The sequence below is a fragment of the Vibrio sp. 03-59-1 genome, from assembly GCF_013114135.1.
GTDB classification, from domain to species: domain Bacteria; phylum Pseudomonadota; class Gammaproteobacteria; order Enterobacterales; family Vibrionaceae; genus Vibrio; species Vibrio cortegadensis.
The window spans coordinates 31,149-45,167 of record NZ_VTYA01000003.1; the positions used below are offsets into that span (position 1 = coordinate 31,149).

At 43.1% G+C, this 14,019-nt stretch carries 14 protein-coding genes; 5 read left to right on the forward strand and 9 right to left on the reverse strand.

Features of this window, described 5'->3' with window-relative positions:
• The first annotated feature begins 202 nt into the window (after nt 1–202).
• Complete coding sequence (gene lpdA / locus F0249_RS03665) at nt 203–1,630, forward strand: dihydrolipoyl dehydrogenase (RefSeq protein ID WP_017054161.1); 1,428 nt, start codon at nt 203–205, stop codon at nt 1,628–1,630.
• Nucleotides 1,631–1,923: 293 nt separating this feature from the next.
• Here the strand turns inward: lpdA and F0249_RS03670 are convergent, their stop codons facing one another.
• Nucleotides 1,924–2,541 (reverse strand): LuxR/HapR/OpaR family quorum-sensing transcriptional regulator, encoded by a 618-nt coding sequence (locus tag F0249_RS03670; RefSeq protein ID WP_171755919.1) that lies wholly within the window; start codon nt 2,539–2,541, stop codon nt 1,924–1,926.
• Nucleotides 2,542–2,834: 293 nt separating this feature from the next.
• Between F0249_RS03670 and hpt the strand changes: the two genes are divergently transcribed.
• On the forward strand, nt 2,835–3,365 hold the full coding sequence (gene hpt / locus F0249_RS03675) for a hypoxanthine phosphoribosyltransferase (RefSeq protein WP_171755920.1): 531 nt from the start codon (nt 2,835–2,837) through the stop codon (nt 3,363–3,365).
• A 57-nt stretch (nt 3,366–3,422) separates the two neighbouring features.
• On the opposite strand, the gene can is transcribed toward hpt, so the two are convergent.
• A complete protein-coding gene (gene can, locus F0249_RS03680) occupies nt 3,423–4,106 on the reverse strand; it encodes a carbonate dehydratase (protein ID WP_136995571.1) in 684 nt (227 codons plus the stop codon).
• Between the two features lie 261 nt (nt 4,107–4,367).
• Here can and F0249_RS03685 point away from each other — a divergent pair, with 261 nt between their 5' ends.
• The 3 genes from F0249_RS03685 to F0249_RS03695 all read left to right on the forward strand — a co-directional run bounded on the left by F0249_RS03685 (nt 4,368) and on the right by F0249_RS03695 (nt 7,897).
• Nucleotides 4,368–5,999 carry a SulP family inorganic anion transporter gene (locus tag F0249_RS03685; RefSeq protein WP_253825279.1) on the forward strand — a complete coding sequence of 544 codons (1,632 nt, stop codon included), beginning with the start codon at nt 4,368–4,370 and terminating at the stop codon, nt 5,997–5,999.
• A 208-nt stretch (nt 6,000–6,207) separates the two neighbouring features.
• The gene (locus F0249_RS03690; RefSeq protein WP_113799249.1) at nt 6,208–7,125 is read left to right on the forward strand and encodes an ABC transporter ATP-binding protein; all 918 of its coding nucleotides are present in this window, start codon (nt 6,208–6,210) and stop codon (nt 7,123–7,125) included.
• 1 nt (nt 7,126) lies between these two features.
• Complete coding sequence (locus F0249_RS03695) at nt 7,127–7,897, forward strand: ABC transporter permease (protein WP_113799247.1); 771 nt, start codon at nt 7,127–7,129, stop codon at nt 7,895–7,897.
• 108 nt (nt 7,898–8,005) lie between these two features.
• Here F0249_RS03695 and panC read toward each other — a convergent pair whose 3' ends face one another.
• The 7 genes from panC to sfsA all read right to left on the reverse strand — a co-directional run bounded on the left by panC (nt 8,006) and on the right by sfsA (nt 13,985).
• On the reverse strand, nt 8,006–8,899 hold the full coding sequence (gene panC / locus F0249_RS03700; protein WP_017054154.1) for a pantoate--beta-alanine ligase: 894 nt from the start codon (nt 8,897–8,899) through the stop codon (nt 8,006–8,008).
• Nucleotides 8,900–8,907: 8 nt separating this feature from the next.
• On the reverse strand, nt 8,908–9,702 hold the full coding sequence (panB, locus tag F0249_RS03705; protein WP_017054153.1) for a 3-methyl-2-oxobutanoate hydroxymethyltransferase: 795 nt from the start codon (nt 9,700–9,702) through the stop codon (nt 8,908–8,910).
• 50 nt (nt 9,703–9,752) lie between these two features.
• Nucleotides 9,753–10,238 (reverse strand): 2-amino-4-hydroxy-6-hydroxymethyldihydropteridine diphosphokinase, encoded by a 486-nt coding sequence (folK, locus tag F0249_RS03710; protein WP_113799245.1) that lies wholly within the window; start codon nt 10,236–10,238, stop codon nt 9,753–9,755.
• Nucleotides 10,235–11,596, reverse strand: a complete 1,362-nt coding sequence (pcnB, locus tag F0249_RS03715) for a polynucleotide adenylyltransferase PcnB (protein WP_017054151.1) — start codon at nt 11,594–11,596, stop codon at nt 10,235–10,237. Before pcnB ends, folK begins: the two co-directional genes overlap by 4 nt.
• A gap of 87 nt (nt 11,597–11,683) precedes the next feature.
• On the reverse strand, nt 11,684–12,607 hold the full coding sequence (gluQRS, locus tag F0249_RS03720; protein WP_050988754.1) for a tRNA glutamyl-Q(34) synthetase GluQRS: 924 nt from the start codon (nt 12,605–12,607) through the stop codon (nt 11,684–11,686).
• A 69-nt stretch (nt 12,608–12,676) separates the two neighbouring features.
• The gene (dksA, locus tag F0249_RS03725; protein WP_017054149.1) at nt 12,677–13,123 is read right to left on the reverse strand and encodes an RNA polymerase-binding protein DksA; all 447 of its coding nucleotides are present in this window, start codon (nt 13,121–13,123) and stop codon (nt 12,677–12,679) included.
• Between the two features lie 130 nt (nt 13,124–13,253).
• Nucleotides 13,254–13,985 carry a DNA/RNA nuclease SfsA gene (gene sfsA, locus F0249_RS03730; RefSeq protein WP_171755922.1) on the reverse strand — a complete coding sequence of 244 codons (732 nt, stop codon included), beginning with the start codon at nt 13,983–13,985 and terminating at the stop codon, nt 13,254–13,256.
• Nucleotides 13,986–14,019 lie beyond the last annotated feature (34 nt).

A 14,019-nucleotide genomic window follows, 5' to 3' on the forward strand; every position in this document is an offset into this window, starting at 1 on the left:
CACAGAATTAGTAGACAATATTCATCATCGTTTTTCTATAAATCAGAATTTCATGAGATGAATTGTTGTCTAGCTCACAGGCTAACCTAATCTTGCTTTCACACTGTTAACATCTCTGTAAAATATGTACCGTTTGAAAGCGACATTCTATTTTAGGTTTACCCATTCAGCCTGTTAGGGATAATGACTACAAGAGGTCACAATGAGCAAAGAAATTAAAGCCCAAGTTGTTGTACTTGGTTCAGGTCCTGCTGGTTATTCAGCGGCATTCCGTTGTGCAGATTTAGGTCTAGAAACGGTATTAGTTGAACGCTACAACACGCTTGGTGGTGTATGTTTGAATGTGGGTTGTATCCCATCAAAAGCATTGCTTCATGTATCTAAAGTTATCGAAGAAGCAAAAGCGATGGCTGATCACGGTGTTGTATTTGGTGAGCCTCAAACTGATATTAACAAGATCCGTATTTGGAAAGATAAAGTTGTCACTCAACTGACTGGCGGTCTTGGCGGTATGGCTAAGATGCGTGATGTTACAGTTGTTAATGGTTTCGGTAAATTCACAGGTCCTAACAGCATTCTTGTTGAAGGCGAAGGCGAGCCAACAACGGTTAACTTTGACAACGCTATCATTGCAGCGGGTTCTCGCCCAATCAAGCTACCGTTTATTCCTCATGAAGACCCACGCATTTGGGACTCTACGGATGCACTTGAACTGAAAGAAGTACCTGAAAAGCTACTTATCATGGGCGGTGGTATCATCGGTCTTGAAATGGGTACGGTATATCACTCTCTAGGTTCTAAAGTTGAAGTTGTAGAGATGTTCGATCAAGTTATCCCTGCTGCGGATAAAGACATCGTTAAAGTTTACACTAAGCGTATTAAGAACAAATTTAAGCTGATGTTACAAACTAAAGTAACAGCAGTTGAAGCGAAAGAAGATGGTATTTACGTTTCGATGGAAGGCAAAAAAGCACCAGCAGAAGCTGAGCGTTACGATGCCGTTCTTGTTGCTATCGGCCGTGTACCAAATGGCAAACTTATCGATGCTGAAAAAGCGGGTATCGAAGTTGATGAACGTGGTTTCATTAACGTAGATAAGCAAATGCGTACAAACGTAGATCACATCCATGCTATCGGTGATGTGGTTGGCCAACCAATGCTTGCTCATAAAGGTGTGCATGAAGGCCACGTTGCCGCTGAAGTTATTTCTGGTAAGAAGCACTACTTCGACCCTAAAGTTATCCCATCAATTGCGTATACTGAGCCAGAAGTCGCTTGGGTAGGTAAGACAGAGAAAGAAGCGAAAGAAGAAGGTCTTAACTATGAAGTTGCCTCTTTCCCTTGGGCTGCGTCAGGCCGTGCGATTGCATCTGACTGTGCTGATGGTATGACTAAGCTTATCTTTGATAAAGAGACTCACCGTGTCATCGGTGGTGCTATCGTTGGTACTAACGGTGGTGAACTTCTTGGTGAAATCGGTCTTGCTATCGAGATGGGTTGTGATGCAGAAGACATCGCACTTACTATCCACGCTCACCCAACTCTACATGAGTCGGTGGGTCTAGCTGCGGAAGTATTTGAAGGTTCAATCACTGACCTACCAAACAAAAAAGCAGTTAAGAAGAAGTAAGTTGTACATTAGCATTATTCGCTAAATCACTTCGAGATAAGAGCTTTTAAAAGAATAAAAACCGCTGATAAGTCAGCGGTTTTTTTATGTTTAGTATTTATCAGCGTGATATTTGTCGTAATGAAGCTATGAAGCTATGAAGCTATGAAGCTATGAAGCTATGAAGCTATGAAGTACAAAGTACAAAGTACAAAAGACCACGGATTAAAAAAGGCCGATATAAATATCAGCCTTTATACTTGTTTATTCTGCTGGATCACATAGCGGTTTTATCCGCTGGTAACGCGAATAAATTAGTGATTTTCACGCTTGTAAATACATAGCATGTCTAGATAGCTCGTAAGCAAGGCTTGCATGCTCTCTAGGTCTGGGTTTCGATTCGCTTGCACAAAAAGTGAGTAGCATACGCCGTGGAACAAATTAGCCAAATGCTCTGGCTCATGTTGGTCACAGACTTCGCCACGCTCTATCGCCTTAGCAAACATATTTTGAACGAGCAGTTGGCTGGTTCTATTCGTTGTAACAAACAGAGGCCATACTTCGTCGCGTGTTGATGCGCTCCATTCAAACCACACTTTCAGCCAGTAGCAATCATTGATCACTAAACTCACCATTTCAGAGGTGATGTTATGCAAGTTTTCTTTTGCGTGCAGATCGAGATCGATGGTGTCAGATAGGAAGTTCGAGAATTGACGAACCACATGGTTTAACACTTCATCGACTAAATCTTCTCTAGTCGGGAAGTAGTTAAATACAGTGGCAACAGAGACTTGGGCGATTTCTGCAATATCTGCATGACCACCACGTCCGATGCCACGACGAGCGAATACTTCTAACGCAATTTCCATCAGCTGATGTTTGCGTCGTTGAGGAGAAAGCCTTGTTCTTGGTCTCTTAGCTATTGAGTCCATTTTATTTTCCTTGCCGTGAGTTGTTTCTAATTGATTATTATATTTATTGCTTTAAGCGATATGAGTGTAATGGTGCATATGAAATAGGTCAATAACTAATGGCGAAATAGTAGACAATTATATCAGTAATGAGAAAAGCAATGGATTGCGTATGAAATTTATTCTAATCATCGCAGCAAGGTTAAACATTTAACTATGGGGCGCAGCAGTGTTAAGATAAGCCCGAGTTTATGGAGCTACATGATTTTTGCTATAAAACCGATGTAGTTAACACCCCACAAATCGAGATTGGTATGAAACATACAGTTGAAGTTATGATTCCAGAACAAGAAGTTCAGGAGCGAGTACGTGTATTAGGTCAGCAAATTACGGAACACTATCAAGGCAGCGAAGATTTAGTCATGGTAGGTCTGCTACGTGGTTCATTTGTCTTCATGGCTGATTTAGCTCGTGCCATTGACATAACACACCAAGTGGATTTCATGACCGCATCTAGCTACGGCAATACAATGTCGAGTTCGCGTGATGTGCGTATCTTGAAAGATCTAGATGATGATATTAAAGGCAAAGATGTTTTGCTGGTGGAAGACATCATCGATACGGGTAACACTTTAAACAAAGTGTGTGAAATTTTATCACTACGTGAACCTAAGTCGATTCAGATCTGTACTTTGTTAGATAAACCATCGCGCCGTGAAATTGATGTGGATGTTAAGTGGATTGGCTTTGAAATCCCAGATGAATTTGTTGTTGGTGTAGGGATAGATTACGCACAGAAATATCGTCACCTACCTTACATTGGTAAAGTTGTACCTCAAGAGTAAGTATCGATTAAATTGATGCAATAAAATGCCCGCTTAAGTTAGCGGGCATTTTTAATTTTATGGGTTTAACTCATCAATACTGGTTAATAGCTCTTTTGAGCTGAGTATTTTCTTAATCGCAGCATGGTACGAGGTTTCTAGGCTTTCCCTACTGGAGCAGCGCATACCAATATCTTCTAACTTGCCATCTCCGATACCATAGACTACGCCATGGACTTGAATATCTTGACCCTGCTCCCATGCATTTTGAAGTACAGTCGAGTTACCCAAGTTATACACTTGCTCTGCAACATTAATTTCGCATAGCTTATCTGCCCAACGTTCTCGAGGCATTTCAGCAAGAAAACTACGGTGCTTTAAATACAGGTCTCGGATATGAAGCAACCAGTTGTTGATTAAACCAAGCTGAGGATTATCAATGGCCGCATTTACCCCGCCACAACCATAGTGACCGCACACAATGATGTGATTCACTTTAAGAACATCAACCGCATACTGCACGACAGAAAGACAATTCAAATCGGTATGAATTACTTGGTTCGCTACGTTTCGGTGGACAAAAAGTTCCCCAGAATGAAGCCCTGTTAAACGTTCTGCTGGAACTCGACTATCTGAGCAACCTATCCAAAGAAATCCTGGATTTTGGCCGTCCTCTAGTTTTGCAAAATACTCTGGCTGGTTGGATCTGATCGACTCTGACCATTTTGAGTTATTTTCAAAAAGTTGTTTAATTTCTGGCATCTTACTTCCCTTAATGATCTTTCATCACTATACACAATGTTACAAATTCGGTCGTGTAAAAAATCAGTTAAAACGTACTCATCTGACGTGTTCTAGAGGCAAAAATCATTAACTTAGCGCTGATCCTAACTTTCAGTTATAACTCATGATGACGGAGATAATGAGAGTGCTCAATTATCGATGTGAGATTTGTTAAGCTTATATTCATCCCCGTTTTCAATTGGCAGGAGCCATATTTTGTTTGGAAGTCGTTTTAAAGATATGAACTTTAAGGGAGACATGTTCGGTGGTGTCACGACTGCCATCATTTCACTTCCTTTGGCATTAGCGTTTGGTGTTGCTTCTGGGGCAGGAGCCGAGGCCGGGTTGTGGGGCGCGATTATGGTGGGCTTATTCGCTGCGCTTTTTGGTGGCTCATCAAGCTTAATCTCTGAACCAACAGGCCCAATGACGGTGATCATGACGGCGGTAATGACCAGTATGATGGCTCGCTATCCTGAAACCGGTATGGCGATGACATTTACCGTGGTGATGATGGCTGGCGCTTTTCAGATATTAATCGGTACTTTAAAGTTAGGAAAATATATAACTTTGATGCCATATAGTGTCATTTCCGGCTTTATGTCGGGAATTGGTGTAATACTGATCATCCTCCAACTCTCCCCACTGTTAGGGCACCCAGCCCCATCCGGTGGCGTAATGGGAACATTGAATGCCTTGCCTGAAACACTCTCCAACATTCAGTTTGGAGAGTTATTCTTGGGCATTTTGACTCTGCTTATTCTGTTCTTATTGCCGGATAAATATCGTAAATATATGCCCGCTCAGCTTGTGGCGCTGATTGTGGTTACTTTACTGTCGGTCATCATTTTTGATACTGACAGTATTCGTCGAATCGGTGAAATTCCAGCGGGTTTACCATCTCTTGTTATTCCAACGGTAAACGCTGAAATGTTCACTGCGATGGTTATTGATGCGTTGGTATTGGGGACTCTAGGTTGTATTGATACGCTGCTAACGGCTGTTATTGGAGACTCTCTAACTCGTAAGGATCATGATTCAGATAAGGAACTGAGAGGCCAAGGTTTAGCCAATATGTTGTCTGGTTTGTTTGGTGCATTACCGGGCGCAGGGGCTACGATGGGAACGGTGACCAATATCCAAGTGGGTGCGCGTTCGCCTCTTTCTGGGGTGATCCGAGCTTTAGTCTTAGCCTTAGTTGTATTAGTGGCAGGCTCACTCACTGAACCGATTCCAATGGCAGTTTTGGCGGGAATTGCAGTATACGTTGGCTTCAATATATTGGATTGGAGTTTCATCCAGCGCGCTCATAAAGTCAGCCTACAAGGCATGGCGATTATGTATGGGGTAATGCTTCTGACGGTATTTGTCGATTTAATCGCGGCGGTTGGTTTGGGCGTTTTCATTTCTAACATCATCATTATTGAGCGATTAAGCCGTGAACAGGCGAGAAAAGTAAAGGCCATCAGTGATGCTGATGACAATGATGTCCCGTTAACTGACAGCGAAAGATCCTTGCTTGATCAAGCGAATGGAAAGGTGTTGTTCTTTTACCTCTCTGGCCCAATGATTTTCAGCGTTTCGAAAGCGATTTCACGCCAACACAATAGTATTGATGACTATGACGCGATGATTTTAGATTTAAGCGATGTGCCAATGATCGACGTAACGGTGGGTCTTGCGTTAGAAAATGCCATAAAAGATGCGTTGGATACGAACTGTGAGGTCTATTTACTTTGCCCTAATGAAAGCACGTTAGAGCAATTAGAGAAGTTTCATGTTTTGGATTTAGTGCCAGAACATAATAGTTTCAAGTTCAGGTATGAAGCGTTGAATGCAGCACTCGAATATGTCGGTGTTGATGAGAACTGATTATTAGAGATTCGACAGAGTGTAGTAGGGGTTGTAAGCCGTTGAAGAGGTAAAATTCAACGGCTTTTTTGTGGTGAATTGATCATGGCATCAATTGATAAGTTTCATTAATTAATAAGAGTCGGTGAGGTTTTATTGCTTTAATCGTCATTCGACGATAGACTGTCAGCCATAATCAATTACCTGCTTAGCTTGAAGGGTAAAAGCAATGTACGCATTAGAAATAGAACAGTTACGCAAGACTTACGCTGGCGGCTTCGAAGCTTTAAAAGGCGTCAGCTTAAGTGTTAAAAAAGGTGATTTTTACGCCTTGTTAGGCCCCAATGGTGCGGGTAAATCGACGACTATTGGCATTATCTCGTCTCTTGTTAACAAGACATCAGGTAAGGTTAAGGTATTCGGATACAACATTGATACTGATCTTGAGTTGGCAAAACAGAACTTAGGGTTGGTGCCACAAGAGTTCAACTTTAATCCATTTGAAACGGTAGAACAGATCGTTCTACAGCAAGCGGGTTATTACGGTGTACCAAAAGCATTGGCGAAAGAACGAGCTAAAAAGTACCTATCTCAGTTAGATTTGTGGGAAAAGCGCGGCGAACGTGCTCGTAACCTATCGGGTGGTATGAAGCGTCGTCTGATGATCGCTCGCGCTCTAATGCATGAGCCACAGTTGCTGATTCTTGATGAACCAACCGCGGGTGTTGATATTGAACTGCGCCGCTCTATGTGGGAGTTCCTTCAAGGTATTAATGAGAAGTTGGGCATTACGATTATCCTTACTACTCACTACTTGGAAGAAGCGGAGATGCTATGTCGCAATATTGGCATCATTAATCGTGGTGAGCTGATTGAGAATACCAGCATGAAATCACTGCTTGGCAAACTGAGTGTTGAGACCTTCATTTTGGATTTAGAAGAAGGAACTCCAGAACCTAAGCTCGATGGAGTAAATAGCCAGGTGATGGTTAATGGCTCTTTAGAAATCGAAATTGATAAGAATTTAGGCTTAAACGCTATTTTTGCTCAACTAAGTGAACAGGGCGTAAAAGTGCTCTCGATGCGTAATAAAGCGAACCGTTTAGAGGAGTTATTTGTGAGTATTGTTCGTGAGGGGGGGCAATAATATGTACAGCTTATATTGGACAGCTTTTTGTAGCTTATTAACGAAAGAGGTGAACCGATTCACTCGTATTTGGGTGCAAACTTTGGTTCCGCCAGCAATCACTATGACACTCTACTTCATCATTTTCGGTAACCTGATTGGTGCTCGAATCGGTGAAATGAATGGCTTTAGCTATATGGAATACATCGTCCCTGGTTTGATCATGATGTCGGTGATCACCAACTCGTATTCGAATGTCGCCTCCTCATTTTTTAGTGCTAAGTTCCAAAAAAACATCGAAGAACTACTGGTGGCCCCGGTTCCAAACTATGTCATTATCGCAGGTTTCGTGATGGGTGGAGTTGTACGTGGCTTGCTTGTCGGTACGATCGTAACATTCGTATCACTGTTTTTTGTCGATCTACAAGTTGATCACTGGGGTGTGATCATTGCGACGGTCTTCTTAACGTCGATTGTGTTTGCGCTTGGTGGATTAATTAATGCGGTATTTGCACGAACGTTTGATGATATCTCGATTATTCCAACTTTTATCCTGACACCGTTAACGTATCTTGGTGGGGTTTTCTACTCAATCAGTCTGCTGCCTGAATTCTGGCAAGGCGTGTCTAAATTGAACCCGATAGTCTACATGGTTAATGCATTCAGATATGGCTTCTTGGGTGTTTCAGATGTAGGTATTGTGACGTCTTTTACGGTTCTGGGTGTGTTTATTGTGGCTCTTTATGCAGTGGCTCACTACTTAGTGACAAAAGGCATTGGTTTACGCAGTTAAGCTTACGTAATTAAGAAAAGTAATATCTTAGCCAGTAGCTTTAAATTAAAAAGGCGCAATCATTCGTGATTGCGCCTTTTTATTAGGTGAACAGTTAATAATAAACGACTACTCTGCTTTTTCTTCTGTGGTTTCCGGCTCTTTTACTTCCGCAGCTAGATCCAAAACTTGGTTATCAATTAAACGAGCTTGACCTAAGAATGCGGACATTAAAATTACCGCTTGGCTGCTTTCCGCTGATACCGCTTGTAGAGTGCTCGCATCACGAATGAAGATTTCATCTGGTTGTAAGCCTGCGGCACGTAGTTGATCGCTCGCATCTTCAATCACAGAAGCGTAATCATCACGGCCACCACGGATAGCACTGCTTATCCAGCGCATGGTTCTCGCTAACACAGGAGCTCGCTGGCGCTGATCAATGGTCAGTAAGCCATTACGTGAGCTAAGCGCTAAGCCGTCCATTTCACGGACTGTTGGTACACCAATAATTTTGATATCTAACGCAAGGTCAATCGTCATTTGGCGTATCACAGCAAGCTGTTGGTAATCTTTTTCGCCAAAGCAAGCGACATCGGGTTGAACGATGTTGAATAGCTTCGTCACTATGGTGGAAACACCACGGAAATGACCCGGACGAGAAACACCTTCCAGCATTTGTGATAAGCCAGGCACTTCAACAGAGGTCTGTTTATCCAAACCGCCTGGGTACATGATCTCTGGCGTCGGAGTAAAGACGAGATCGACCGCTTCGCCGTTCAGTTTGCTTAAATCGTCCTCTAACGTGCGTGGGTAGTTTGTTAAATCGTCTGCACGTTCGAACTGCATAGGATTCACAAAAATACTCACGATGACGATATCGGCATGTTCACGAGCTTTGCGCACTAAGGTAAGATGCCCTTCATGCAAGTTGCCCATAGTGGGAACAAAAGCAATGGTTCGTCCATCACGCTTCAACTGTTTGATCTGTTCGCGTAAAGCGGTTATTTCAGCAAAAGTTTGCATAGTCTTTCCTAAGCGATGGTGTGTGCGTCATCAGGGAAAGTCCCTTGTTGCACATCAGCAATGTACTTCGCGACAGCTTTACGCATGTCTCCAGTTTCAGCCAAGAAATCTTTAGAGAATTTTGGCATATAGTTCGCTGAAATCCCGAACATATCGTGCATTACCAAAATCTGACCATCGGTGACGTTGCCAGCACCAATGCCGATAACAGGTACATTACACGCTTTGGTAATGCGTTCAGCAAGGGATGCAGGAACGCATTCTAGTAATACGATTTGGGCTCCTGCATTCTGCAATGCTAAGGCATCAGATACCATTTTATCTGCTTGTTCTTGGTCACGACCTTGGATCTTGTAGCCACCAAAAATATTGACTGATTGAGGCGTTAAACCGAGGTGAGCACAAACAGGGACAGCGCGTTCTGTTAGTTTCTCTACGGTTTCAACTAACCATCGACCACCTTCAATCTTAACCATGTTAGCGCCAGCTCTCATCAAGGTTGCTGCGTTCTCGCAAGCTTGTTCAGGTGTCGCGTAGCTCATGAATGGCATGTCTGACATTAATAGACAGTTAGGGCTACCAGCTCGAACCATTTTAGTATGGTAAGCAATATCTTCAACCGTCACTGGCAAAGTATCATTCTTACCTTGCAGTACCATTCCTAAAGAGTCGCCAACCAATAATACTGGCATCTCTTGGCTTTCAAACAGCTGAGCAAAGCTTGCATCATAGGCTGTTGATGTCGCAAACTTGCGGCCTTCTTGCTTGCATTTGATTAGATCATTAATGGTGATTTTTTTCATTGATTATCCTTATCAGTGTTTGGCTGTAAACGGAGTGCTATAACCTTCCGTTATGAATGCCAAATACTGAGTCCATTTTGGTCAACGACTGTTAATAGATCGGCAAGTCGCTCGCCATCAGGGAGTTGTAAACTTGGTGCGATTTCAGCAAGCGGGTAGAGCACGAATTCACGCTCTTTCATTCCATAATGCGGAACGACTAGACGCTCGGAATCGATCACCTCATTGCCGTATAAGATAATATCGAGATCTAAGGTTCTTGGACCCCAGCGCTCATCTTTACGGACACGCCCTTGTTCTAGCTCAATCGCTTGTGTGCAGTCGAGCAGTTCAAGTGGCGTTAATTCGGTTTGAATTTCAACAACAGCATTGATGTAATCTGGTTGGTCTTGCGGCCCCATGGGTGTGCTACTGTATAGCATAGAGGCTTTCACTAACTCAGATTTAGGCAGTAACCTTAGCGCATCAATCGCACGGTTTGCTTGAGATACCGGATCGGTAAGGTTGCTGCCTACAGCAATGTACGTTGTGATCATTCTGCTGATTTCGCTTTTTTATTGCGGTAATTCTTACGACGACGAGTTTGGCCTGAGCGATTCGGTGCTCCATCGACTTCGTTTGCCATCGCTTGACGCATATTACGGCCCGCTTTTTGGTAGGTGTCCCACCATTTTGCTAGCTTCTCAGTTTCGCCTTGTTCAACTTCACCACGCATTTCTAAGAAATCATAGCCAGCACGGAACTTATTCAGCTCCATAAGGCGAGAAGCGCGTTTGCCATTGCGACGAGGAAGACGCAATTGAAGCTGCCAAATCTCGCGAATGGTAGCGGTATGACGACGAGGAATGGCTATTGAGCGCACTTGCTTATCAAGTATCAGGTTGCTTGCTTCCATTACGGCATCGTAATGGGCCATACCTTGCTCTGCGACTAGCTTGTCTGCCAGTTTGTTCATTGGGTACCACAAAATAGCGGCAAACATGAATGCAGGGTTAATACGCTTACCATCTTCAATTCTAAGATCGGTCGAATCAAGCACCAGATCAAGCATCATCTCTGTCGGTGATGAGTAATCTTCAGTGAACTCTTCGGCAATCGATGGGAACATCTGTTGGAATAGGTTGTACTCACGCATTAAGTGGTACGTCTCTAAACCGTATCCTGATTGAAGTAGCTTTAATGACTCTTCAAATAGGCGAGCTGAAGGAATATCTTGCAGAAGATGAGCGAGTTCCTCGATAGGAGCGCCAGTATCTTCTTCGATATCAAAATCGAGTTTTGCCGCAAAGCGAATAGCGCGCAGCATGCGTACTGGATCTTCACGGTAACGAGTTTCTGGATGACCAATCAGGCGAATCAGCTTGTCTTCAAGGTCTTCAATACCGTCAGCATAATCATGGATGCTGTAATCAGCAATATTGTAGTACATCGCGTTGATGGTGAAATCACGGCGCTCGGCATCTTCATCGACGCTGCCGTACACGTTATCACGTAATAACATGCCTTCAGTCGACTGAGCTGAAACATTTTTACTTGGTTCTTGATGATGCCCACGGAAGGTTGCAACTTCAATGATATCGCGACCAAACATGATGTGAGCAAGTCTAAAGCGACGTCCAATAAGACGGCAGTTTCTAAAGAGGTGCTTGATCTGTTCTGGGGTCGCATTGGTCGCGATGTCGAAATCTTTAGGCTGTTCTGCCAGTAAAAGATCGCGTACACCTCCGCCAACTAAAAATGCATCAAAACCGGCACCGTTTAGTCGATAGAGAACTTTTAGAGCATTATCGCTGATCTGCTTACGTGAAATATTGTGCTCTTGGCGAGTGATAATATTCAGGGCTAAATCTCCGTTTTCGCGTTCGTTGCGAATAGTAATGTCGTTTTTATTCATTAACTTATCGAAAAAGTTGGTATCGCCAACTTTGCCTTTATTCTGTTCTAAATGGCGTTATGCTCATTATTTGCGGCTAATCATAGCCTAGCTGACGCCATTTGAGAATCTTGGTGTGATCTCGATCTGCGAAGGTAGTTGCTTTAAGTGCCAATTTTGGCAGCCCCAACGAATAATTTCATCGATGCTTGCGCTGTGCATTTCTTGGTTTATTTCAAACCCTAAAAATGACATGGCATTCAGTAATGTTGCTTTCGGATTTCGCACATCTATTGCGGTGGCATGATTTTGTTTCGATAGCTTATTCCCATTTCCATCCATCGCAAGAGGTAAATGAAGATAGCTTACCGGTTCATGACCTAAGGTTCGGTACAGACTAATTTGACGACCAGTCGGCTCTATCAGATCGGCGCCACGAACGACTTGCGTGATACCTTGGTCAATGTCATCGAGTACAACCGCTAGATTATACGCGTAGAGGCCATCACGACGTTTAATGATGAAGTCTTCTTCCGCTAGCGCTTTAGGGATGGTTATCTCTGCATGACGCTGGTCTAAGAAGCGCTCAACAGGGTGTGCCATTTTTAAGCGTATCGAACAATTGTCTGTAGAGGTAAGCTGTTTATCTCGGCAAGTACCGTTATAGAATCCGCCGCTCTGTTTAATCTGCTTACGTGAGCATTGGCAATAATAGGCTTGTTTGCTGCTTAGCCATTTATCGATTTGATCTTGGTAAAGATCATGCCTTTTACTTTGGTAAACCACATCACCATCCCAATAGAGGTGATAAGCTTCCAGTGCAGATAAGATTAATTTAGATGCGCCCACCATTTCTCGTGGTGGATCTAAATCTTCCATTCTGACTAACCATTGCCCACCCATAGACTTTGCTTGGAAATAGCTTCCCAGCGCCGCAATTAAGGATCCAAAATGCAGAGGTCCTGAAGGCGAAGGGGCAAATCTTCCAATGTAAGGCGAGGTGTTGATAGGTGATGATGTATTGTTGGTCATAGCGATCAAGTTGGCATTGGTTAATCAAAAAAGGGAGCCTAAGCTCCCTTTTAAAACAAAGTAAGGCGTTTAGCCCTGCATCTGTTTTTCTTTAATTTCTGCAAGCGTTTTACAGTCGATACATAGATCAGCTGTTGGGCGAGCTTCAAGACGGCGTACACCAATCTCGATACCACATGAATCACAGAAACCGAAGTCTTCATCTTCGATCTTAACCAGCGTCTTTTCAATCTTCTTGATTAGACGACGTTCACGATCGCGGTTACGTAATTCTAAGCTGAACTCTTCTTCTTGAGAAGCACGGTCAACGGGATCGGGGAAGTTTGCTGCTTCATCCTGCATATGGTGAACAGTACGATCAACTTCTTCCCTGAGCTGGTTGCGCCACGCTTCTAAAATTTTAGTAAAATGAAGCGTTTGTTCAGGTGACATGTACTCTTCACCTGGTATTTCTTTATACGGTTCAACACCTGCAATGGCTAGGATGCCTAGCGCTTTTTTCTTTGATTCTGGCATGCAGCATCTCCTACTTACACCTAGTCAACTGCTTAGCAGTTAATTTGAGGCGGGTATCTATAGCAGAAAGCAGTTGTGGTGGCAAATCCTGAGTTATAAATTTATCTTCATTGTGAAGATAACATCACTTTTACTGCTTATTGATAAATTCAATAGCAGAAACTAGCTTTATCTCAGAATCGTTCAGTTCCGCTTTGTAACAGAGAACTTCCACTCCGGCATTTCTTGCTTCAATGAGTAATTGTGAATATTTGGCGTCTATATGGTGTGCCGCAGAGACTTTTTCAATCCCTGAATGTAAAACAGTGAATAAAAGTACGGCTTTACTTCCAGTATTGACCATTTCTGTGAGTTCACGTAAATGTTTCTGCCCACGAGTCGTTACTGTGTCGGGAAAATAGCCTTGCCCAATCGTGTCACCGTTATGAGTATCATCGAGCAGAGTGACGCTTTTCACTTCTATATAGCACTTTGGTTTATTTTCTGCTGTTAGCAATATATCAATTCTGCTGTTTTCATTGCCATATTTCACCTCTGTTTTCAGTTCGTTGTACCCTAATAATTCCGAAATGACATTGTTATTGATGGCTTCAACCGCGAGTTGATTGGCTCTTGCCGTATTGATACAGATGAAATGCCCCTGAGAGGTTTCAGAAAGTTCCCAGCTATTGGGGTATTTTCGTTTTGGGTTATCAGAGGTGGAATACCAAACCTTATCTCCAGGCGTCGCGCAACCGGTCATTGCTCCAGTATTGGCACAATGGATGGTTCGTTCGCTTCCATCGTCGAGTTTTATATCCGCAAGGAAACGTTTGTATCTTTTTATTAGCGTGGCGCTTTCTAATCGTGGGTTAAAGTGCATTCTTATACTGTTTTTATGTACAATGATGGTCTCA